The sequence below is a fragment of the Campylobacter concisus genome, assembly GCF_002913045.1.
GTDB lineage: Bacteria > Campylobacterota > Campylobacteria > Campylobacterales > Campylobacteraceae > Campylobacter_A > Campylobacter_A concisus_AP.
Map to the genome: position 1 here is coordinate 16841 of NZ_PPAF01000041.1, position 22750 is coordinate 39590.

The window sequence follows — 22750 nt, forward strand, 5'->3', positions numbered from 1 at the left end:
ATTGTGCTTTTGTGTAAAAATTACTCCTATTTTATCTTCTCAACTGCATCTTTTGCAGCACTTATTCGCTCACTCTCGTCTAGCTCACGCACAAAGCCATCTTTTACCAAGATGATCCTAGTTGCTACATCAAAATAGCTATCATCGTGGCTAACAGCGATTATGCTTATGCCCTTACTTTGTAAAAACGGCAAAATTTCTTTGTAAAATTTTCGTTTAAAGAGCGGATCTTGATCGGCCGCCCATTCATCTAGGATAAGGATAGAGCGGTGCTCTAATATGGCTATTAGTAGGCTTAGACGCTTTCGCTGGCCAGTTGAGAGTTGCGTGGTGCTAAGCTTATTATCTATGACACTTACTTTTTTGTCGATCTCAAGCAAGGTTAAAAGCTCGTCTATTTCGTTTTGGCTAGCAAAGCCATTATGAGAGAGCGTTTGCGAAAATAGATAAAAATCAGCAAAAATAGCGCTAATCTTTGCCTGGTAGCTTTGTAAATTTCCTTCATCTATCTTTGTGCTATCAAGGTAAATTTCGCCACTACTTGGGCGTATTAGCCCGCAAAGTAAATTTATAAGCGTACTTTTGCCACTGCCATTTTTACCGATGATAAATGTTATCTCACCGCGTTTGATCTCTAAATTTACATCTTTTAGGCTAAATTTGCCGTGAGCGTAATTAAAATTTATATCTTTTAACTTTATGTTTTGCCAATTATCGCTTAGGCTATCGTCAAATTTGAAGCCTTCCTTAAATTTATTTAGATTTAAACTCATGATCTTTTCTAAACTTACTTTTGCACTCAGCGCAGCCGGTATGGAGCCAACCATGCTCATAAATGAGCCTCTTAAAAATAGTATCGTTAGGCTAATGCTTAGTGCCGTTTGCAGGCTCGCCCAGTCAAATGCCACGCACAAAAATACACAAAGACCAACTGAGCCAAGAAGCATAATGTTTGTAAAATTATCACTTAATGCGTGATAAATATCGGCTTTTACCATATTTTGACGTTTTTTATCGCCTGTAAAATTTAACTCATCAAAGCAGACACTTGCCCTTGCCCTGTTTAAACTAAGCTCTCTATGTCCCTCTACGATATCGTCGTAGTGCTTTTGCAATGCGTCATCTTGAACTCTAGAATACTTGAAATAAAGATGAATTTTTTTCATAAAAAGCGTATTTATAAAAAGAGTCGCACCGATCCAAATGGATAAAAAGATAAAAATTTTTGGAGCGATTACACAAAGATAGATGCTAGCGCAGATGATAAAAACTAAGCTTTGTATAAAGCCAGTAGCACTCATAAAAGCAAATGTGATCGTTTTTATGTCATTGTTTAGACTAGCTATGATCTTTGCCTTGTCGATCTCATTTATCACGCTATTTGGCGTATCTAAAATTTGCTTTACACTTTGATATCTTAGCTCGTAGATAAATTTATGTCCAAAATTTGTAAGCGATATATTTGCGGCGATGGCGCTTATAAAAAATAAAAGTAAGACTGCTATAAATTTAATCGCAAGAATCGGATCAAATTCTTTTAAACTTACAAGTTCATTATTTATAAATGAAAGGGTCCAGACACCAAGTCCGCTAAATACGAGCGTTAATAACACTATTTTAGAAATTTGGTAGATATTTTTTTTGATTAAATTTGCAAGCATTACATCGCAGCTCGCGGCTGAATGATATTTGGCTCATACCTTTGTTCAGTATTTTCGCTCATTATGCGAAGCACCTTGCTTCTTTTTATCTTAGCGTCATCTTTAAATATCGCACGTACTTTGTCCATACCAGCGTAAAAATCACGCATAAGCACGATGCAGATATATTTGCCAAAAAATGTCGGCTTAATAATGCCATTTTCTTCATATACTGCATTTACAAGCTTAAGCAAGCTAAGCTCCATAAATAAGGCTTTGTTAATGTTTGTGCTATTTTCATCGTTATATCTTTTAATATCAACTCCGCCATCAAAAAGTCTTGTTAAAAACGTGTATTTAAGTCGCTCTTTCTTGCTAAAACCACATTTTGCGATGACCGGGCTTTGCCTATTTTTTATCCTTTTACCGTATTCAAGTAGATTAAACGCGTTTATTACAAGCTCACCGTTAAGAAAGCTAAATGCTCCGCTACCAACGCCAAGATACTCTAAATTTGAGCCAACATATTCGTCGCGAAGGTCAGCACTTTTTTCGTTTGAAAATGCCCAAGCATTGCTTTGTTTGTAGTTGCTTTTGCTAAATTCTTCAGTGATTATCTCATAGAATTCGCGCTCGTTATCGATGTTTGAGACGCCAAGCGAGCGAGCTATATTCTCTCTTGTTAGCTCTGATTTCATAAGTGGATAGAAGGTAATTTGTTGCGGAGAGATCGATTTTGCAGTATTTATGTCGTTTATTAGCTGCTCTTTTGTTTGATTTGGCAGGTTAAAGATGAGATCCAGGCTAATGACTGGGATCTTACCAAGAGCGAGCTCAAGTTTTCTTTTTACCTCCTTGGCTGAGCCAAATTTTTCATATCTGCCAACTCTTTTTAATGTTTCATCATCAAAGCTTTGTACACCCACGCTTAGTCGATCAATTAATCCATCAAATCTGGCTAAACTCTCGGGTGAGATGTGATTTGGATCGCTTTCTGCTGAAATTTCATCTATACTAAAAAGCTCTTTTGCAAGCTTAAGTGTTTTCTCAAGCTCAGGCTCATTTATAAGCGTCGTGCCACCGCCAACATAAAGTGAATCAAAGTCAAATCCAGCCTCTTTAACCTGCCTCATCTCCTCACGTAAATTTTCAAAGTAAATTTTTGCAAGCTCTTGTTCATAGTGGTACTTATGAAACGAGCAATATGGGCAGAATGTGTGACAAAATGGTACATGTGCATAGAGCATATACTTTTTGCCTTTTTTTGGAGTTTTGGTGTAGGTTGTGGTTAAAATGTCTATATTAAATTCATTATATAGTGATCTTTGAATAGAATTATGAGCGTAATTTACGGCAAAATTCTCGACAATATTTTTAAATATCATAACTAATCGCCTTAAATAAGTTTGGTTTTAAATTGATGTGTTAGGATAACTAACTTTTAATAAATTTAGCCTTGTGCTAAAGAAGATTTTGGCTTAGCCAGATAAATTTGGCCTATAAATTTTAATTTTTTGAATCCGCAAATTTCACGTATCGATCAAATTTTAGTCCCAAAACTTAAGGAAGTTACTCCTTGGCTCTTGAGATAATTTTGCTTGCATCAAGCTCAAATTTTACTCCATCTTTTGTCTGCAGATAATAAAATTTACCAAGAGTTGATAGGGCTTTTACATTATAAAGTTTTATAACTCCGTTTGTTTCGTTTTCATCATAATAAGTTTTACTATCATCACAATATATGCCATTTTTGCAAATTTTTTCTGGCAAAGCACCTGCTATACTTTTTTCAATAGATAAATATTTATATTCCATGTTAGTGATTTCAAATTTCTTTGCGATGTCATCCGCTAGATAAAAAAATATAACTATTGGACATAAAAACATTAAAATAAGTGAAATTTCCTTGTGCGTACCATCCTTATAAATACCTTCACAAAAACACAAAATACCTAAGCAAAAAAAGATATATGTAATGTAAATAAAAAATAGATTTACCACCAAAATAGAAATTAGATTAGTTTGAAAATTAGACAAAAATATTAAAATAAAAATATAAGCGAGCCACATTATCATGCAAAGAGCAAATACTCTTTCCAATATTTTTCCCTTGATCCATATTGTAATACACGATAACAAATATGATAATGCTAAAAAAACCATAAAAGTAAATAGTACGCCTTTTGCATCTATATAGAAAGCTATACTTATAATAAAAGTAGTTAATAGTGCTAGAGGAAATGATAAAGATAATAAAAAAAGTGAAAAATATTTACCATTTTTATATCTGAGGGAGTATCTTATATGTCCAGGATAAAGCATTATGGGCAATATAATAAAAATAGTAAAAATAGCTACAACAAAAAACAATAATGCTCCGACATGAAAAATATCAGAATTACTTAAAACTGGAAAATATCCAACAAAGAGACTAAAATATACAAAATAACAAATCATACTAGTTAAACTAACACCAGTTAGTATCAGTGGATGAAATTTTAAAAGAATTTCATTATGACTTTTTTGGTAAGTCTTACTAGCCCGCCTTTTTCTTTCATCTAAAATATCTTGATAACTCAATTTAAATCCTAAAATTTTATAAAAACTTGCTATTTAAGTACATTTTCGATTTCGCTCCAGCCCAAATTCTCAGCAAATTCAGCTGCCGTTTTACCACTTTTTGCGCGGGCATTTTTGTCAGCACCGTTTTCTAGTAAAAGATTTACAAGATTTAAATTTCCAGCGATCGCCTCGTTGTGAAGCTGCGTATAACCAAACTCATTAGCGTCTGTGACCATATTTGGGTGCTCTTTTATATATTGCTTTACTTGCTCATATGTATTTTTACTCATTGGATGCTCTATCAAATTTTCAGGGTGCTCCTTTTGCTCGTAAACTACCAAAATATCGTTAAAATCGCCAAAATCAAGCCCCCACGCTTTATCGTGCTCTTTTAGCTCTTTCTTTTGCATTCGTGAGCGCATCGCCTGCACGCTAAATCCGCCGTATGCGCGCCCGTCAATGGCAAAGAGCCAGTCGCTCATCTCATCTATCTTCGCGCTTACTTGATCGCCTACTTTCACGTTTTGCACGCTATCTGGCTCATTTACGAGCGTGCCATATATCGTTTCGCCGTCAAATTCCACATCGTCTATCCACATGTGTTCACCGACTTCTTCGCCATTTACGACATCTAGGAAGCAAATTTTTACCATTGCATAGTCAAGCATAGGTACGATCCTGTGGCGCTCCCAGTAAACCTCGCGCCAAAAATATCTAAAGCTCTCTCTGGCTTGCTCAAACGCACGCTGCATGTAGTCTTCGTCGCTACTTACAAAATAGATTGGCATTTGCTTGCCAAGATCTATTTGTTTACCGAGAATTTTCTTAAAAAAGCTCATTTTTTGTCCTTATTTTTAATTTTAGATAGATCAAATTTAAATAAAACGATAAGGCGAAATTTCACCCACAAATACGCCAAATTTTAGATACAAAAATCATGCGAAATTGCACAAATTTAGCCCAAAATACTGCGAAATTTTAAATGTAAAAGTCACGCAGCTATTTCACAAATTTAGCCTGCAAGTCTGCAAGATTTCACTATAAAAACCATACGATTATTTCGCAAAATTAGGCGAGGCGATTTAAATTTTTGTGACGGGAGTTACCGAGCTGGTAATGACCGAGCAAAAATTTAAATCAACGACGCATAATAAAGCGAAAAAGTGCGTTACTTTAGGTTTTTAAAGCTTATCGGAAGTTCTAAATTTAACCCCCTCACCAGCTTTATACACTCCTGTAGATCGTTTATGCTTTTGCTAGTCACTCTGATCTCTTCTCCTCTGATCTGTGCACTCACCTTGATCTTTGAGTCTTTGATGGCCTTGGTGATCTTTTTTGAGTTTTCACCATCAAGCGTGTCGTTTAGCTTTAGCGTCGCCTTTAAATTTCCACCACTCGCTGGCTCTCTTTTTGTCTCTGTGATCGCTACTGGCGGGATATTGCGCTTGATGAGTTTTGAGATAACTATATCTTTTAGTGCGTCGATCTTGTTATCGCTTGAGCTAAGAAGCGTGATAAATTTCTCTTTTTCATTTAGCTCGACTTCAGCCGCAAGCCCCTTAAAGTCATATCTTGCCGCGATCTCTTTTTTTGCCGTCTCAAGAGCGTTTTTAACCTCCATCATATCGACCTCAGCACTTATATCAAAGCTATGTTCGGTTGCCATTTTTATCCTTTCAAAATTTATTTAAATAGCCCTTTGATCTTCTCAAAAATTGACTTTTTGCCAGTCTCTTCTTGCCTTACTGCCTCTCCAATCTGCTGCACAGCAGTCTGTGCGTAGATGATAGCTCCCTTTGGATCGCAGTTAAAGAGGTTTGAATATGAGCTTGATTTGTTTAGATCAAGTGGATTTGGCTCCACGACCTCAGTGGCCTCGAGCAGGCCTGTTTCTAGCTCGCATGCGTAGTTTAGCGCATCTAAAAATGCAGGTAAATTTTGAGCGTAAAAGCCATCAATCGCCTCTTTTATTTCACCACCTGCTTCATAGTCAGCCTTTAGTTTAGCTACGTTTTTAGCGCTCACATAAGCGCCACAGCAGTAGTTTTCGGTGATCTCATTATAAATTTTGCCACTAAATTTATCCAAAAAATCGCTTGGTAAAATTTCTCGCCAGTTGCTGACGTAGTTTTTAAATTTCTCATTTTGCCGCGCCAAAGAGCTTAGCGATGTGCCACGAGTGTAGAAATACTTTCTAAAAAATCCTTGCGTGACAGCGATACAAAAGCCGTGAGTTTTGTTAAAAATTTCATCGTCTTTATATTGCAACGCAGCGTTTAGCGTATCTTTGTACTTTTGCGCGTAAAATTCCTCTACGCCAGCCTTGCTGGCAAGCGCTAAAACCTCGTCAAATTTACCAGCCCTTGCAAGCTCAAGTACCTCAAAATACCACTTTGAAATTTCATCTTCGCTAATGGCGTGATAGCTTATATCATAGCCCATTACTTGCTCTCATTGATGAAATTTTCGATGTTTGTGACAATCTTTGTGATGAGCGTCTTTCTAGCCTCCAAGCTACCCCATGCTACATGCGGCGTAATGAGTAGATTTTCTTTATTTTTTACATTTAAAAATGGGCTATTTTCACTCATTGGCTCGCTTTCTAAAACGTCGGTGCCAAAGCGTAAATTTCTCTCATCTATCGCCCTTGCCATCGCCGCTTCATCCACTATGCCGCCACGTCCTAAATTTAGCACTATTGCATCATCTTTTAGTAAATTTATCTCGTTTGCGCCTAGTAAATTTCTAGTTTTTTCATTTAGTGGTGCGTGGATGCTGATGATGTCGCTACTTCTTAGTAGCTCGTCTAAGCTTTTTTGCGCAAATTCGCTATTTTTATTTGCTCCGCTTGTCGAGTAGTAGCTCACATTTGCGCCAAATACACGTGCCACTGTCGCTACGCCGCGTCCTATCTCGCCAAGTCCGATGATGCCAAATTCTTTGCCAGCAATCTCGCTGATATCTGCGCCAAGATAGGTGAAAATTTCACTCTTCACCCACTCGCCACTTTTTACGTAGTGATCATAAAATTTGATGTGATTTGTTAGCTCAAAAAGCATCGCAAATGTGTGCTGCACGACGCTTGCGGTTGAGTAGCCAGCGACGTTTCTAACAGCTATATTTTTAGCTTTTGCATGCTCCAAATCGACATTATTCATCCCAGTTGCGCTTATGCAGATAAGCTTTAAATTTAGCACATCCATCACAGCTTTGTCGATGATGACCTTATTTGTAATGACGACATCAACGCCTTTTAGACGAGGTACGATCTCTTCGCTTTTTGTTTTTTGGTAGCTGATAAACTCGCCAAATTTCTTAAAAACACTAAGATCCACGTTTTCTCCCAGCGTTGCCGCGTCTAAACAAACGATCTTCATCTTTAGTCCTTAATGAAATGTCCTACAAATTTAGAGTAGTTATCTAAAATTTTGCCGCCCTTTCTATATCCAAGCGCACACGCTTCATAAGCGTAAAATACGCCTGCTTGGTAGTTATCGCCTCTCTCATCTTGGTTAAACTCGTAAAATTCTTGATAGATAGCTTTATTTGAGTCGTATTCGCCGTCATTACTTGCTATTTGTGCGCCGTTTTCATCGTGTATCGAGACGTTTGCGCCCTCTCTACCAAATACCGGCTTTTTCACATATTTTTTGCCTTTTAGTGGCTCATTTGATGTCTCAAGCAAGAGTGGATGATTTGGATAAAGGTCCCAAAGAATTTTTAAAATCCCCTTGCTTTGGAAAAGTAGCGTGTAGGCGGGATTTATGATGATGGCTTTTTGGTTTTTGATGATATTTGAAAGTATAAGTGCTAGCTCGCCTTCATCGATCGCTATGCTCTCCCAAGGTACGAGTTTAAACCAGTATTCGAAATTTTCATCATTTTTAAAAATACCCTCGTCATCGTTAAAAACGACCTCATCAACGTAAGCAAAGTCGGTTTTAAAGCCGGCCTCTTTTGCGATGTATTGTAGTAATTTCACGGTTTGCTCATCCTCGATACTGCCAGCGATAGAGCTAAAGAGTATTCCCCAGCCCTCGTAAACATCCTCGAAATTTACATTATCGTCGCCAAGCGTGATAAGGCGTTTAAAATTTTGTTTTAGAGCTTCGTAAAGGTTATTAAATTGCTCTGCTTCATCCATATGATTTAGCTTTAGCATCGCCCACTGAATGATCGCCGTCTCAAAGACTGCCGTTGGCGTATCGGCGTTAAATTCAATGAGCTTTATAGGCTTGCCATCAAGCCCGCCTGCAAGATCAAATCTACCATAAAGGTGCCAGTGAACGTCATTTTCCCAGCTTTTTTTGATACTATCAACGAGGTTAAATGGTATGCCTATCTCGTGAAAAAGGTTATTGTCAATGACGTACTGAGCGGCATTTACATACATATCGTATAACTCATTTGCCGCTTCATAGTAAGTATCCGCCTCGCTTGCTTTCACCTGTACGATCTCATCTGAGATGTATGAGCTGTTATCATTATCTGTATGCCACGCAAAGCCGATTTTTTCCATAAATTCGTTATTTAATGGCGTGATTTTTCTTAAATTTATCATTTTTCAGCCTCCAAAGCTTGATGAGCTAGAGCTTGATTTTGAGCCACCACCGAAAAATCCACTCTTGCCGCCACTGCTTCTTGCAGCAGAATTTGCTGCTTTTTGCTTGTTAAAGCTATCAACGCTTCTTGTGTATGCGCTTGGATTTTTGTAAGAATTTTGACGAGTAGCTTGGAAATTTTGATTTCCAAAAAGCTTGCTACCTATCCAGCTACCAAGTATCGCACCGGCTGCTGAGGCAAGTATCGTCTCACCAAGGCTTAGACCGCCACTACTTAGCTGTGCGTCGCTCGTTTTTGTTAAATTTGAAGTGCCATTGTCGATATTTGCGTTTGCTTGAGCTAGAAGTTTATCGATCTCGTCTTTGCTTAGCACACGCTCAGTGCCGTTGATATCTTTTAGCACAACTCTAGTTTCAGTACTTGGATACTCTTCTAAAATTTTATAAACTCCAGGTGCGCTCTCTTCGATGATGACAAAGGCACCATTTTTTTGTGCAACCTCATTTAATGCGTTTTCATCACCGCCATTGTCACTGCTGCAACCAGCAAGGCCAGCCATAACGATCGCACCAAATCCGCCTACCGCAGCATAAGTAGCTATCTTTTTAATGTGTTTCATATCTCTCCTATCAACTCTTTTAAATTTTTATGTCTTCTAACAAGTATCACGCCTCGTTTAAATTTTATAAATTTTGAGTGGTGTATCGCTTTTATTATCTTTTCACTGATTTTTTTTGTTGCCTTTGGCTTTAGATTTAGCTCCTTTAAAAATTCACTTAAATTTATCCATTTTGACTCATTTTCTATCTCGGCCTCTATCGCTTCATTATTTGGCATATCGTCATTTTTTTGTGTTAAAAGCGGCCTTTGCATAGCATTTAGAAACTGCATGAGTTTCTCATCTCTATCTTTATAAATTTGCAAAATCTCATTTTTTCGCTCGATTAGCATCTGCTCTTTTTCTTTAAAAAGCCTATCTTTATCGGCTTGCAAGTTTAAATTTAAGCTCTTTAGCTCGCTTAACTCATTTAGCAAATAATTTACAAACTCATCATTTTGGGATTTGGTTTTTATACTTTTTGGAGCGGATTTTGTGGCCTTTTCGCTACTTGGTTTTTCATCAAGGATGACAAATTTTGTGCCATTTTCAATGACTGTATTTATCGAACCACGGCGGATTCTATTATAGACTGCTTCTTTTGTTATGCCTAAAATTTCTGCAGCTTCGTTTATAGCTAGCTTTTGCATCGAATTTCCGTTTAAAATAAAATAAAAAATTTGCTTTGATTATAAAAAAATAAGGCTAAAAGAAGAGTTAAACAAAGAGAGCAAAGCCCTCTTTGTCTTGGTTTTAGAGTCTTGACTCGTAGCGTCTAAGCATATAAAGACGTTTAAGCATTTTCTTGCGAGCTGCAATTTTTTGTTTTTTGCGGATCTCAGTTTTAGGCTCAAAGAAGCGTCTAGCTCTTGCTTCAGTTACTACTAAGTTACGGTCAGTTTGTTTTTTAAACTTTCTGTAACCCTCGTCAAATGACTCGTTAGGATGTACCTTAATACCAGGCAACGTCCTCACCACCTTTCAGATTAAAATAAGCCGTGAGTATAGTTTAATTTTCATAAATTTAAGCTTTTAACTATTTTTTTTTAAAACTCTTTTAATGCCATAAGCTTTATAATCATAAAATTTCAAAAAAGGCTTATTATGTCAAAGGATTTTCATCTTAGCTACGCTAAGAGGCGTTACATTTTTTTCGCCTGTATTACGCTATTTGTCTTTGTTTTGCCATTTATCAGGATAAATGACGCGCAGCTATTTTTGCTAAGTTTTGATAAAAGTAGAGTTGATCTCTTTTTTACAAAATTTGATATGCAAGAGCTTTATTTGTTGCCATTTTTGTTTATCATTTTATTCTTAAGCATATTTTTTCTAACGACACTTGCAGGGCGCGTTTGGTGCGGTTGGAGCTGTCCGCAAACTATTTTTAGAATGATATTTCGTGACCTTTTGCAAACTAAAATTTTAAAGATCAGAAAAAATATCCAAAATAAGCAAAATGAGCCAAAAGGACAAATTTTAAAGCGTGCTTTAGCAGTTGGAATTTGGTGTGTTTTAGCTCTTGTTATTTCGGCAAATTTTTTATGGTATTTTGTGCCACCGCTTGATTTTTTTGCTTATTTAAAAGAGCCAAGCGAACATGGAGTTTTGCTTGCATTTTGGCTTGTTATCGCTATTTGGTTAGTTTATGATGTCATTATTTTAAAAGAAAATTTTTGCATTTATGTTTGTCCTTACGCTAGGGTGCAATCAGTGATGTTTGATAACGATACGATCCAAGTTATTTACAACCAAAAAAGAGGCGGCGTAATCTATAATGGAAAAGAAAAATTTAAAAAACCAAAAGAAGAGGGCGCGCTGTGTACTGGCTGCGAGGCATGCGTGAGGATATGTCCGACGCACATTGATATAAGAAAAGGTATGCAGCTTGAATGTATAAATTGTCTAGAGTGTAGCGATGCTTGCGCTAAAGTGATGAAGCATTTTGATGAAAGCTCGCTTATTGAGTGGAGAAGTATAAACTCTATAAAAGAGCAAAAAAGGGTCAAAATTTTACGCTTTAGAACGGTTGCTTATCTTGTCATTTTAGGCATTGTCTTAACAGCTGGGGTATTAATGAGTGGCAAAAAAGAAAGTATGCTTTTAAACATAAATAGAACAAGTGAGCTTTATAAAATTTTAGGCGAAAATGAAGTCGAAAATTCTTACGTATTTTTGGTGCAAAATACACAAAATAAAGAGCATGCCTTTTACTTTGAAGTAGATGATAAGAATATAGAAATTTCTCGTCCAAATAAGCCATTTATATTAAAAGCTGGCGCAAAACAACGAGTCATTGTCACGTTAAAATCAAAAAATGAAAATTTAAGCGATAAAGATCTTTTAAAACATATAAATATAAAAGCCTACGCCACTGACGAGCCAGCTATCAGCGTGCAAAGACAAAGTACTTTTATCTATCCTAAAAGATGATAAAATGGCAAAAATTTAATAGGAAGCAAGATGGCGATCTCAGAAAAGGGTAAAAAAAGATACAAACTTATCGTAAAAACAGCACTTGAGCTATTTTTAGAAAAAGGATACGAAAAGACAAGCTTAAGCGACATTGTAGCGATAAGTGGCGGATCGCTTTCTAGCATTTATACATTTTTTGAGAACAAAGAGGGGCTTTTTGAGGCGATCGTTGAGCAAGAGATAGATAGCCTTATAAAAGAGATCGATGAGAAAATAGATCTTAAAATTTCCCACAGCTTGGAGGAATTTTTAACCAAATTTGCAACCATAATATTTTCTATCGTTTGCAGCAAAAGGCATATCTCTCTTGGTAGGATAATGATGAGTGAGGGTTCTAAAAATGGCGGCAAACTTGGTAAGACATTTTTGGATCAAATTTTAAAAAAGATCGATCTTGTGCTTATAAATTTCTTTGAAAGAGATGAGATAAAAGCCAAGCTTGATTTAAAATTTTCAGCCAAATTTGCTGCAAAGTACTTTATACAAAGTGTGATTGGAGCTTATTACTATGATTCGCTTTTGATAAATGAAGAACCAAAGCTTAGTGAAAGAGAGCGTAAAAAGCATGTTGGCTTGTGTGTTGAGTTGTTTTTGAATGGAGTTAGTAAAAAATAAAATTGACTTTTTATTTGTTTTCTAATAGAATCGAGAACTTTAAATTTTTGTAACAATTATTATAAAAACTAAATATGATATTAAAATTTAAAATTAAGAGAGGTTTTTATGGCAAATTTTAAAAGTGCTCTTGTGCTTTCGGTTGCAGTTTTATTTCTAAGTGGTTGTTTTGAAAATAAAGAGAATAAAGCGGCAGCAGGTCGCCAGATGCCACTATCTCATGTGGATATTTTTATCGCACAAAAAACAGACATACCTATTAGTTTTGATTACACCGCAACGGTTGTAAGTAGTCAAGATGTTATTATCTATCCAAAAGTTGGCGGAACTATCATAAAGCAGTTTTTCAAGCCAGGAAGTAAAGTAAAAGCGGGTGATAAGTTATTTTTAATAGATCCAGAAAAATATCAAGCTAGCTTTGACTCGCTTGATGCCTCTGTTGGCGTAGCAAATGCAAATTTGAAAAATGCTGAGACTGAGTTTAAAAGAATTTCTGCCCTTTATAAGAAAAATGCAGTCTCTCAAAAAGACTATGACGCAGCAGTTGCAGCCTATGACATTGCAAATGCGAATTTAGTAAGCGCAAAAGCAAATTTAAAAAATGCAAAAATAGATCTTGGCTACACGACTATCATAGCGCCATTTGATGGCGTAGTGGGTGATAACCAAGTAGATGTTGGCTCGCTTGTCATAGCAAACCAAACAAAACTTGTAAGGCTTACAAAAATAAATCCTATTGAAGCAGAATTTTATATCGCTGATGTGGATAATCTAACTAGAAAGACAAATTTGGATAACGGCTCATGGCAGCAGCTAAATAGTGACGCTGTGTTAAGTGTCAATGGCGAAAATTTTAATGGTAAAGTAAATTTTATAGATAACGTCGTAAATACTGCAACTGGTAGCGTTTTGGCAAAGGCTAGTTTTGATAATAGTGAAGGTAAAATTTTACCAGGTGCGTTTGGTCATATAAAGATGAGCGGTTTTGTTCAAAAAAATGCCTTTAACATCCCGCAAGTTGCCCTTCAGCAAAGCGCTACAAACTCTTATGTTTTAGTCGTAAAAGATGGCAAAGTAAGCCAAAAAAATGTAAAAACAGGATATCAAACAAAAAATATGGTAGCAGTCACTGAAGGCCTTGAAGATGGTGATAAGATAATCGTTAATAACTTCCTTAAAATCGGAGTTGGTGCACCAGTTGAAACTGATAAAGACCTAAGTGCGGAATTTATAAACGGCAAAGATGTAAATGCTACAAGTAGCAAGTAAAGGCAGATAGATGTTTTCAAGATTTTTCATAAACCGCCCGATATTTGCAACTGTTATATCTATCATCATAGTTATAGCAGGTCTTATGGGTATCAAGGGGCTTCCTATAGAGGAGTATCCAAGTCTTACACCGCCTACTGTCTCTGTAAGTGCGACATATAGCGGTGCTGATGCGCAGACTATCGCCGACTCAGTCGCAAGTGCGATCGAAGATCAGATAAATGGCGTTGAAAATATGCTATATATGCAAAGTACCTCAAGCTCAGCAGGTACTATGAATATAAGCGTATATTTTAAGATCGGCTCATCGTCAAAACAAGCTACGATCGATGTAAATAACCGCGTACAAGCTGCTCTTTCAAGATTGCCTCAAGAAGTGCAAAATATGGGAGTAACGGTGCGTGAAAGAAGTGGCTCGATCCTTCAAGTTGTTGGCTTTACAAATCCAAATATGGATTTGATCGAATTATATAACTATGTAAATTTAAATATTGCTGATGAGATAAAAAGGGTTAGTGGTATCGGTGATACAGTATTGATAGGTACTAAAGAGTATTCTATGAGAATTTGGCTAAAGCCAGATAGACTAGCTCATTTTAAACTAACTCCAAGCGACGTTATCTCTCAAGTAAAAATTCAAAACTCACAATACGCCGCTGGTAAGATAGGCGAACAGCCATCGGATGGTGGTAATCCTTATGTTTATTCTGTTCGTACCGATGGACGTCTTAAAAATGCAGCTCAGTTTGGCGATATAATAATTAAAAGTTCCGATGGATCAGTGTTGAAGCTAAAAGATGTAGCTACCATAGAGCTTGGAGCAGCTAGCTATGCTAACGACGCGATGTTAAACGGCAAACCGGCTATTCCTCTTTTGCTATTTTTACAAAACGATGCGAATGCTCTTGCTACCGCAAATGCTGTAAAAGAAAAGCTTAACGAGCTAAAGAAAACTTATCCTGTTGGCCTAGAGCACACCATAGCTTACAATCCAACAGAATTTATAGATGTTTCAATTGATGAGGTTATAAAAACTTTCATTGAAGCGATGGTACTCGTCTTAATCGTAATGTACTTTTTCTTAAAAAGTTTTCGTGCGACTATCATTCCGATGCTTGCCGTGCCAGTATCTATCATAGGTACATTTGGCGGACTTTATGTGATGGATTTTAGTATAAATTTGATTACACTTTTTGCCTTAGTTCTTGCCATCGGTATCGTCGTAGATGACGCTATTATCGTCATAGAAAATGTCGAGAGAATTTTACATGAAGATAAAGAGATCAGCGTAAAAGACGCGACATTTAAGGCAATGGAGGAGGTGCAAACTCCGGTTATCTCTATCGTACTCGTGCTTTGCGCAGTTTTCGTGCCAGTCTCTTTCATGGAGGGCTTTGTAGGCGTTATACAAAAGCAGTTTGCGCTAACACTTGTTGTTTCTGTTTGTATCTCAGGCTTTGTTGCTCTTACACTTACGCCAGCACTTTGTGCGGTTATGCTTAAAAAGCAAGAGAGCAAGCCATTTTGGATAGTTCAGAAATTTAACGACTTCTTTGACTTTAGCACCAGACTCTTTACGGCCGGAGTGGCTAAAATTTTAAGGCATATTATTATTAGCTTTATTGTAATTGGTATTTTAGGATTTGCCACTTATAAGCTATTTGATGCTGTGCCAAAAGGGCTTGTGCCTTCAGAAGACAAGGGTGCTTTAATGGTTATCACCTCACTTCCACCTTCAACAAATATGCTAAAGACAAAAGAAGAAGTAGTCTCAATTAGCAACGCCATTTTAAGCAATCCAAATGTTGAGTTCACTATGGCTTTTGCAGGTTATGACATACTAGCTAGCTCGCTTAGAGAAAATTCAGCCGTTAGCTTTATAAAACTAAAAGATTGGAGTGAGAGAAAAGGCGCTAACAATGGAGCTGATACATTGGCTGGCCAGTTTAACGGTATGCTTTGGAGCTCAAAAAACTCAATGACATTCGTTGTAAATTTACCACCTATCATGGGTCTATCAATGACTGGTGGCTTTGAGATGTATCTGCAAAACAAAAGCGGCAAGAGCTACAATGAGATAGAAGCAGACGCTAGAAAAGTATCAGCAATAGCTAATGCAAGACCTGAACTAACAAATGTTAGAACCACGCTTGAGACAAATTATCGTCAGTTCAAGATAACAGTTGATAAAGAAAAAGCTAAATTATTTGGTGTAAGCGAGAGCGAAATTTTTAGCACGGTAGCAGCTACTTTTGGCTCTTACTATATAAATGACTTCAACCTTGCAGGCAAGTCCTACCGCGTATATGCAAGGGCAAGCGATAACTTTAGAAACAGCCCTGAGGATCTAAGAAAAATTTTTGTCCGCTCAAATGATGGCGGCATGGTGCCACTAAATTCAGTAGCAACACTTACAAGAACGATCGGACCTGATATCGTTGATAGATTTAACCTCTTTCCATCAGCTAAGATCATGGGTGATCCAAAACCTGGCTACACGTCAGGCGATGCGATAAGAGCGATCCAAGAGGTCGTAAATGATACGCTAAGCAGCGAGGACTACGCTATAAGCTGGGCTGGAACAGCGTATCAAGAGGTAAATTCTCAGGGAACTGGCACAGTCGCCTTTATCTTTGGTATGATCTTTGTCTTTTTGATCCTTGCTGCTCAGTACGAGAGATGGCTCATTCCACTTGCGGTTATCACAGCCGTACCATTTGCGGTATTTGGCTCATTGCTAGCAGTTTGGATAAGAGGCCTAACAAACGACATCTACTTTGAGATCGGACTCTTGTTGCTTATCGGTCTAGCGGCTAAAAACGCCATTTTGATCGTAGAGTTTGCAATGCAAGAGCGTGATAGCGGTAAGAGTATATTTGACTCAGCGATAAATGCGGCTAAACTTCGCTTTAGACCTATCGTAATGACATCAATTGCATTTACACTTGGCGTATTTCCTATGGTTATAAGCACAGGTGCTGGTGCAGCTTCTCGCCACTCACTAGGAACTGGCGTGGTTGGTGGTATGATTGCTTCTACTACGATAGCTATATTTTTCGTGCCAATGTTTTATTATTTGCTTGAAAATTTAAATGAAAAATACTGGAAAAAGGGAGCAAAAAAAGATGAAAAATAAAGCGTTTATACTTATAGCGGTGGCGTTTTTAACTGGTTGCTCATTTCGTCCAGATATGCCAAATGTAGATACAAATTTCACCTCAACATATACTTTCGAGACAAGCGATATAAGGGATCTTTGGTGGAGAGAATTTAACGATGAAAATTTAAATTCTCTAGTAGAAAATGCACTCGAGAAAAATACAAATTTACGTGTTGCTTATTTAAATTTAGAGAAAGCAAAGGCAAGCCTTGGCGTAGCTGAGGCAGATTTGCTTCCTGGTATAAATTTAAATGTAGGCTACGAAAAAGCAAAAAGTAGCGGTGAAACGTATACTAAACAACCACAAACTCGTTATAGAAAATCAGATATAAATTTAGGATTAAACTATGAGATTGATCTTTGGGGTAGAGTAAGAAATAATGTAGCTGCAGCTGAAGAAAGCCTAAATGCAACCAAATTTGACTACGATAGCGCGAGGCTAAGTATCAGCTCAAGTGTTGCAAAAAGCTACTTTGCGTTAGTTTCATTAAATATGCAAGAAGCTGTGCTAAGAGAGACTTTAAAAACTTATGAAGACACGCTAGCGCTTCGCAAAACACAGCTTGATCTTGGAAGCATAAATGAGATGACTTATTTGCAAAGCAAGGCAGCAGTAGAAAGCGCTAAGACCAATCTTACTTCTATATTAAATGCAAAGTCAAAAGCTATCACTTCACTAGCCATCTTGACTGGTAAAAGTAATAATGAAATTTTAAGTGGAGCTATTGCTAGCTCGCAAAATTTACCAGCTTCTCCCGAGATAAGTGCTGGCATTGGCTCTGAAATTTTGCTAAGAAGAAGCGACGTGGCAAAAGCACTGGCTGATTTAAAAGCTACAAATGCTCTTGTTGGTGTTGCAAGGGCTGAGTATTTTCCAAGCATTTCACTGACTGGACTTTTTGGCTTTTCAAGTATTGATTTTGAAAATATCTTTGTTGGAAATGCTAATACATGGAGTATAGGAGGCTCTTTAGCACAGAAAATTTTTGATTTTGGTAGGACAAAAAATAATGTCCGTGTTGCTGAAACAAATGAGCAAATCGCAGCTGTTAATTATGAAGCAGCGGTAAAATCGGCTCTTGGTGAAGTAAGAGATGCTCTTGTCTCAAGGCAAAATGCAAAAATTTCTTTGGAACAAGTGAAAAATTTGCTACAATCGCAGCAAAAAATTTATTCACTTGCCAAAGATCAGTATAACGCTGGCTACATTGGACATTTAGAGCTTCTTGATGCGGAGAGAAATTTGCTTCAAGCAAAATTACAAGACGTCTCAGCAAAGCTTGATGAGGTCGATAGTGCAGTCGAAGTTTATAGAGCTTTTGGCGGCGGTTTTAAGTTAGAAAAATAATTAAAAAGGAGAGCAATTGGGAACTAAGATATTAAATTTCTTGTTTTCTTGGGGTTTTTTTGTTTTTGCTATCGCTCTTGGCGTAGCATTATGGTTTGCGATAAATTACGTGGATACATTTAGGCTTGAGTCAAGCTTTTATGATATCGGCGAGATATTTATGATGGCAGCTGTTTTTTGTATTGCCTTTTATGTGATCGCAGCGATATTTGTTATTCCTATTAGAGCGATCAAAAAATCTTAATCTTTCATCTAAGGACAAAATCCTTAGATGAACTTCTTGACTTCATTATGTAAAATTCTTAGATTTTTGATTATTTATTTTAAAAATTTATTTATGAAATTTACCGCATTTATATTACTACTTCTAACAAGTATATTCTTAATAGCTTGCTCAGCTAATCAAGCAAACAAAAAGATAAGCAACTCTGAACTAGAAAACTTAGCTAAACAATATGGTGGAGTATATATATTTGATGAGAAATTTGAGAAAGAGATAGTGAGACAAGAACAAATAAGAGATAGTAAAAGAAAAGAAATTTTAGAGAGAATAAAGACAATACCTAATAAAAATGAAAGAAATCAAAAAATGAGAGAAATTTTAAAAACAGAGTTTTATGATAATCCAAAAATGGATCAAACCCTCTCAAATGGTAAAAAATACTACACTCGTTGGATAGATTATGAAAGAGATACTGGTAAAAAAGCAGAAGTACCTGAAAGCTATACGAATAAGATAAAAGAATTTATAGGAAATGATTTTTTAAAAGAAGAACCTAGAATTTACCCTAAATATATGTATTTTGATGGAAAAGAGATGAGAATTATAAAAATATATCTTTCATATACTTATATTGAAACCAAATATGGACTATTTGGTGATGAAGGTAGAGGTGTATCATTTACTAAAGAGTCTTTTGGTACAAAATCAGGAGATAATATTTTCTACTTAATAAACAACAAATTCATAAAAGCAAACAAGGACAAGTAAGTGCAAACTAAAAAATCAAATAAAGAGCTAATAAATTGCTTTAAAGACTATATTGATATAGCTGATGCAAGTTATGCAATGCTTCATAATGTATTTGAGAATGAAAGAAATGGACTTGATGAGCTTTATGATAAATTTGGTAAAGATAATGTTCCTGAAAATATTGTAAATTCTTATAGAGAAGATGAAAAGAAAAAGCCTATTTGGAGATATAAAGACAATATTAGAATAGGTGATATCTTGACTGAAGATGTTCGAGATAAAAATGATAATCTTATTAAAGAAGTCGGTAGCCCCACTGCTTATGCCCTTTGCATAGAAGCTAGATTTATGGCTGATAAAATAGTAAAAAAACCAATAGAAGAAGGAGATGAAAAAGAAGAAATTGTTGAGTTGTCAAATAATGTTAAGAATTTTATAAAAACATCTAAAACCAAGCCACCAAGAATTTTTTATACCCCCGAATCCCTCTCCCCTCGCACAAAACTTTTTGTTAATCGCTATGAGCTAGTAAAGCACATACCTAATCAAAAATCAGGTTTTAGCTCAACTATATTTTATGACACGCTTAAGTCAAACTATATCATAGGCTTTAGAGGAACAGAGATGAAAATGAATGATCTCTTAGATGATACCTTTATGGCTATCACATCAAGAGCGCTTATGCAAATATCTGCTTTAAAATCACTTCAATCCTCTATGCAAGAAGCTATAAATTCTCATAGTCAAAACTTAAGTGGTTTAGATAATGAAGGTGGTAATTCTTTAAATTTAGATAACACCGCCAAAGACATCATTCTATCAGGTCACTCATTAGGAGGTCATCTAGCTCAAATATATGCAGTAACCTTTAAAGATAGCGGAGTAAAAGAACTTTATACTTATAACGCTCCAGGAATTTATGGTGGTATATTAGCTTCAGCTTTTACTTGGAGCTTAAGGCTTCTTAGCTTTGTAGCTAAAGCCATAGCAAAAGGTGCAAGATGGATAGCAAGAGTCATAGACAAAGATGGCTTTATAGGAAAGATGGTAGGTTCGGTCTTTAACAAGATAAAAGGTATGTTTGGCTTTAAGGATGATAAGAGTAGCGTAGATGAATACGTAGATGTAGTTAAAAATAATGAACAAGCTCAAAAGACTCTTGCAGATAAAAAAGTAAGTTCTAATATAAATAAGGCGAGCAAAGAAAAAGATATAGACATAGAGATACATCACGTAGAGAGCGTTAAACAAAGTATCAATAGAGATGAAGATAGCTTTTCAAAAGATGTAGCTGTTTTAATAGAACCTACCTTTTCAGTCATATCTGATCTAGGCTATAAACTAGGCATAGATACAACTGGCGAAGTAAAGTATGAAAATACTGAGAATAGGCACTTGGTGAATATATTAATTAGATCTCACTTTTTAAAAGAGAGCGTTTTAGTTTTATATATGTTGTGCTATCTTTTAGAAAATAAAGAAAATGAAGTCAAGATAGAAGGCAAAGATATAGCTGAAGCACTTGATTATCTAAATGAATATATCCAGTCACTTAAATTTAAACTAAAATGCATAAGATCGAAGTTAAATTTAGATGTAAATATAGATGATATAAGCGATGCTTCTATGCTAGATACACCTTTATATATTTTTTATGCTTATTTAAATCTCTTTTACGAATATGGCAAATTTAGTGATGAAAATTTTAAGCAAGATATGGTTGGGTATATAATAGAAAATTTAGGCAGCAATATAGATAAAAATAGCAACAAAGAGGCACATCTAGTAAAGATACTAGATATAGATGATCTAGATAAACTAGATGCGACAAAGATAGTAAGTGATGCTAGAGCTGGCGATATAGATATGCTAGTGGCAATTTGTGCTTTGAATTTATTTGTATTTGAAAAAAAGATAGATGTAAATGAAATTGGCAAATACTTCTCTTATAGCAAAAACATCTATAAAAATATAACGATACTACGAGATAATAGAGTGGATATAGCAGAGGCTAGCATCTTTGTAAAAGATAGAATAGATATGCTAAAGAGCATAATAAATCTAAAATACGCGGATCTAGTAAAGCTAAAAGAAAATGAAAATTTTTTAGCTAGCATAGACTCTAAGGACATAAGCTCTAGCAATGAAGCCATAGTAATAGCTAATAATAAATCTGCTCAAAATAACGATGATGTAGCTTACAACAATAAAGTAGCAACCGATGATATAAAAGCTCTTATGAATGAGAGTGTAGGAAGTATCTTTTATAAAAACAACGATACCCTTAGTGTAAGTGCAGTGGATAAAAGTATAGTCGATGTTGAGGTATTAAAGGAGATATTTAAGCTAGATAGCAAAAATATGAATCAAAGAATATATCTAAACTCTGCTCTTTTATCTAAAGCCAATGAAGAGGAGGATTATCCACTTTATTTTAAAGACGAAAAATATAACAGTGATGAGAATATACCTCTAAATTTTACTCATCAGCCAAGAGATGAAGATAAAGATATAGGAAGGCTAAATGTTGCTTATAGAAATTCTCAAGCAAATATATTAAATTATTCACTATTAAATAAGAGTCTAAATATCGATCTAAAACCAATGAGCAAAAAGACTAAAGAGGCTCTTTCAAATTTAAATCAAAGGCAAAATTTACAAAAAGATAATCAATCTAAAGAAATTTCATCCACTGCAACTTCATGCCCTGTCATAGAAGACGACACTATCATTTGCCCACATGGTGGTCATGTGATCTTAAAAAGTAGGGCAGGCAGGAGCATAAGATCAGACGATCAAGGCGTGATACTCGATGTTGATTTTATAAACTCGCCGATAGTAGGCTGCTCGGCTAGGATTCCATGCGTCATAGTAGCTTATGTACCAAGATCAGCACTTAGTCTAAAAAGCATGAATGATCACTACGCTGTAATGCAAGATCTAGTGCCAAACTGCCTAAGCAACACCGGCTCTTTGCTAAGGTGCATAAAAAAAGAGAATAAACTAAAACTAGAGCATAGTTTAAGTAATCCTGGTATGCAAGATAGTAGCGAAGTAATAAAAGATATAAATTTAAATAATGCCTACATAAGGCTTCATATAAAATCAGCTCTTAATCAAACAGATAATCTTGCCGTTTGCATATATAAGTTAAATGATGTGGAATATAAAAACCAAGAGGGGTTTAAAGAAATGGAGCTAAATTTAGACGAAGGCTCTGATATAAAAGATAAGAAGCTAAAAGAGTATCTAAAGGCCCGATTTAGAGATGATAAATTTAGTATCTCATCATTTAACTTTAAATACTCGCTTATGAATAAAAATTTTATTTTTATTACCCCTAAATATACTGAGCCTATCTATAAAGATATGACGCTTCCTAAGAGCGGAATAGGATTTTTTCAATTTGTAGATGATATGAGTGACGATAACAATCTTATCTATATTACGCCAAGTAAGGCAAAAACAGTATGTATAAAATTTGCTTGTGGGTTAGATAGTGAATATAGCGATAATATAAATATAATTAAAACAGTAGTGGTGGCATAAC

19 protein-coding genes are annotated in these 22750 nt (G+C 35.8%); 8 read left to right on the forward strand and 11 right to left on the reverse strand.

The features are described from left to right. Positions 1 to 26: 26 nt before the first annotated feature. The 11 genes from CYP43_RS08380 to rpsU all read right to left on the reverse strand — a co-directional run bounded on the left by CYP43_RS08380 (position 27) and on the right by rpsU (position 10329). Positions 27 to 1661, reverse strand: a complete 1635-nt coding sequence (locus tag CYP43_RS08380; RefSeq protein WP_103583236.1) for a cyclic peptide export ABC transporter — start codon at positions 1659 to 1661, stop codon at positions 27 to 29. Beyond that, entirely contained in the window at positions 1661 to 3025 is a 1365-nt protein-coding gene (locus CYP43_RS08385; protein ID WP_103583237.1) for a coproporphyrinogen III oxidase family protein, read from the reverse strand. The genes CYP43_RS08380 and CYP43_RS08385 overlap by 1 nt, the downstream gene beginning before the upstream one ends. 184 nt (positions 3026 to 3209) lie before the next feature. Next, a complete protein-coding gene (locus tag CYP43_RS09410) occupies positions 3210 to 4220 on the reverse strand; it encodes a hypothetical protein (RefSeq protein ID WP_141089846.1) in 1011 nt (336 codons plus the stop codon). A 29-nt stretch (positions 4221 to 4249) separates the two neighbouring features. Continuing rightward, positions 4250 to 5041, reverse strand: coding sequence for a YegJ family protein (locus CYP43_RS08395; protein WP_103583239.1), 792 nt, complete (start codon positions 5039 to 5041; stop codon positions 4250 to 4252). Positions 5042 to 5370: 329 nt separating this feature from the next. Further along, positions 5371 to 5868 carry a YajQ family cyclic di-GMP-binding protein gene (locus tag CYP43_RS08400; RefSeq protein ID WP_103583240.1) on the reverse strand — a complete coding sequence of 166 codons (498 nt, stop codon included), beginning with the start codon at positions 5866 to 5868 and terminating at the stop codon, positions 5371 to 5373. Between the two features lie 17 nt (positions 5869 to 5885). Further along, positions 5886 to 6644, reverse strand: coding sequence for a hypothetical protein (locus tag CYP43_RS08405; RefSeq protein WP_103583241.1), 759 nt, complete (start codon positions 6642 to 6644; stop codon positions 5886 to 5888). After that, positions 6644 to 7579, reverse strand: coding sequence for a D-2-hydroxyacid dehydrogenase (locus tag CYP43_RS08410; protein ID WP_103583242.1), 936 nt, complete (start codon positions 7577 to 7579; stop codon positions 6644 to 6646). Before CYP43_RS08410 ends, CYP43_RS08405 begins: the two co-directional genes overlap by 1 nt. A 2-nt stretch (positions 7580 to 7581) precedes the next feature. Next, complete coding sequence (locus CYP43_RS08415; protein ID WP_103583243.1) at positions 7582 to 8763, reverse strand: glutathionylspermidine synthase family protein; 1182 nt, start codon at positions 8761 to 8763, stop codon at positions 7582 to 7584. A gap of 3 nt (positions 8764 to 8766) precedes the next feature. Next, a complete protein-coding gene (locus CYP43_RS08420; protein WP_103583244.1) occupies positions 8767 to 9384 on the reverse strand; it encodes a UPF0323 family lipoprotein in 618 nt (205 codons plus the stop codon). Further along, on the reverse strand, positions 9381 to 10013 hold the full coding sequence (locus CYP43_RS08425) for a DNA-binding protein (RefSeq protein WP_103583245.1): 633 nt from the start codon (positions 10011 to 10013) through the stop codon (positions 9381 to 9383). The genes CYP43_RS08420 and CYP43_RS08425 overlap by 4 nt, the downstream gene beginning before the upstream one ends. A 103-nt stretch (positions 10014 to 10116) precedes the next feature. After that, complete coding sequence (rpsU, locus tag CYP43_RS08430; protein ID WP_009294994.1) at positions 10117 to 10329, reverse strand: 30S ribosomal protein S21; 213 nt, start codon at positions 10327 to 10329, stop codon at positions 10117 to 10119. A 138-nt stretch (positions 10330 to 10467) separates the two neighbouring features. Between rpsU and ccoG the strand changes: the two genes are divergently transcribed. The 8 genes from ccoG (at position 10468) to CYP43_RS09575 (ending at position 22749) form a co-directional block, all read left to right on the forward strand. Continuing rightward, entirely contained in the window at positions 10468 to 11793 is a 1326-nt protein-coding gene (gene ccoG / locus CYP43_RS08435; RefSeq protein WP_103583246.1) for a cytochrome c oxidase accessory protein CcoG, read from the forward strand. Positions 11794 to 11823: 30 nt separating this feature from the next. Then, the gene (locus tag CYP43_RS08440; protein ID WP_103583247.1) at positions 11824 to 12450 is read left to right on the forward strand and encodes a TetR/AcrR family transcriptional regulator; all 627 of its coding nucleotides are present in this window, start codon (positions 11824 to 11826) and stop codon (positions 12448 to 12450) included. A gap of 108 nt (positions 12451 to 12558) precedes the next feature. Then, positions 12559 to 13719, forward strand: coding sequence for an efflux RND transporter periplasmic adaptor subunit (locus CYP43_RS08445; RefSeq protein WP_103583248.1), 1161 nt, complete (start codon positions 12559 to 12561; stop codon positions 13717 to 13719). A 10-nt stretch (positions 13720 to 13729) separates the two neighbouring features. After that, positions 13730 to 16855, forward strand: a complete 3126-nt coding sequence (locus CYP43_RS08450; protein ID WP_103583249.1) for an efflux RND transporter permease subunit — start codon at positions 13730 to 13732, stop codon at positions 16853 to 16855. Next, entirely contained in the window at positions 16845 to 18227 is a 1383-nt protein-coding gene (locus tag CYP43_RS08455) for an efflux transporter outer membrane subunit (RefSeq protein WP_103583250.1), read from the forward strand. Before CYP43_RS08450 ends, CYP43_RS08455 begins: the two co-directional genes overlap by 11 nt. Positions 18228 to 18243: 16 nt before the next feature. Continuing rightward, the gene (locus tag CYP43_RS08460) at positions 18244 to 18471 is read left to right on the forward strand and encodes a hypothetical protein (RefSeq protein ID WP_021090435.1); all 228 of its coding nucleotides are present in this window, start codon (positions 18244 to 18246) and stop codon (positions 18469 to 18471) included. A gap of 93 nt (positions 18472 to 18564) precedes the next feature. Beyond that, positions 18565 to 19218 (forward strand): tRNA 2-selenouridine synthase, encoded by a 654-nt coding sequence (locus CYP43_RS08465; protein WP_180998674.1) that lies wholly within the window; start codon positions 18565 to 18567, stop codon positions 19216 to 19218. Further along, positions 19219 to 22749, forward strand: coding sequence for an Mbeg1-like protein (locus CYP43_RS09575; RefSeq protein ID WP_180998675.1), 3531 nt, complete (start codon positions 19219 to 19221; stop codon positions 22747 to 22749). Position 22750: the final 1 nt, after the last annotated feature.

Excerpts from the sequence above, each read along its gene's own strand:
- CYP43_RS08405 (WP_103583241.1), bottom strand. The coding sequence starts at position 6,644 with ATGGGCTATGATATAAGCTATCACGCCATTAGCGAAGATGAAATTTCA.
- CYP43_RS08380 (WP_103583236.1), bottom strand. The coding sequence starts at position 1,661 with ATGCTTGCAAATTTAATCAAAAAAAATATCTACCAAATTTCTAAAATA.
- CYP43_RS08385 (WP_103583237.1), bottom strand. The coding sequence starts at position 3,025 with ATGATATTTAAAAATATTGTCGAGAATTTTGCCGTAAATTACGCTCAT.
- CYP43_RS08450 (WP_103583249.1), top strand. The coding sequence starts at position 13,730 with ATGTTTTCAAGATTTTTCATAAACCGCCCGATATTTGCAACTGTTATA.
- CYP43_RS08395 (WP_103583239.1), bottom strand. The coding sequence starts at position 5,041 with ATGAGCTTTTTTAAGAAAATTCTCGGTAAACAAATAGATCTTGGCAAG.
- CYP43_RS08440 (WP_103583247.1), top strand. The coding sequence starts at position 11,824 with ATGGCGATCTCAGAAAAGGGTAAAAAAAGATACAAACTTATCGTAAAA.
- ccoG (WP_103583246.1), top strand. The coding sequence starts at position 10,468 with ATGTCAAAGGATTTTCATCTTAGCTACGCTAAGAGGCGTTACATTTTT.
- CYP43_RS08445 (WP_103583248.1), top strand. The coding sequence starts at position 12,559 with ATGGCAAATTTTAAAAGTGCTCTTGTGCTTTCGGTTGCAGTTTTATTT.
- CYP43_RS08410 (WP_103583242.1), bottom strand. The coding sequence starts at position 7,579 with ATGAAGATCGTTTGTTTAGACGCGGCAACGCTGGGAGAAAACGTGGAT.
- CYP43_RS08455 (WP_103583250.1), top strand. The coding sequence starts at position 16,845 with ATGAAAAATAAAGCGTTTATACTTATAGCGGTGGCGTTTTTAACTGGT.
- CYP43_RS08465 (WP_180998674.1), top strand. The coding sequence starts at position 18,565 with ATGAAATTTACCGCATTTATATTACTACTTCTAACAAGTATATTCTTA.
- CYP43_RS08425 (WP_103583245.1), bottom strand. The coding sequence starts at position 10,013 with ATGCAAAAGCTAGCTATAAACGAAGCTGCAGAAATTTTAGGCATAACA.
- CYP43_RS08400 (WP_103583240.1), bottom strand. The coding sequence starts at position 5,868 with ATGGCAACCGAACATAGCTTTGATATAAGTGCTGAGGTCGATATGATG.
- CYP43_RS08420 (WP_103583244.1), bottom strand. The coding sequence starts at position 9,384 with ATGAAACACATTAAAAAGATAGCTACTTATGCTGCGGTAGGCGGATTT.
- CYP43_RS08415 (WP_103583243.1), bottom strand. The coding sequence starts at position 8,763 with ATGATAAATTTAAGAAAAATCACGCCATTAAATAACGAATTTATGGAA.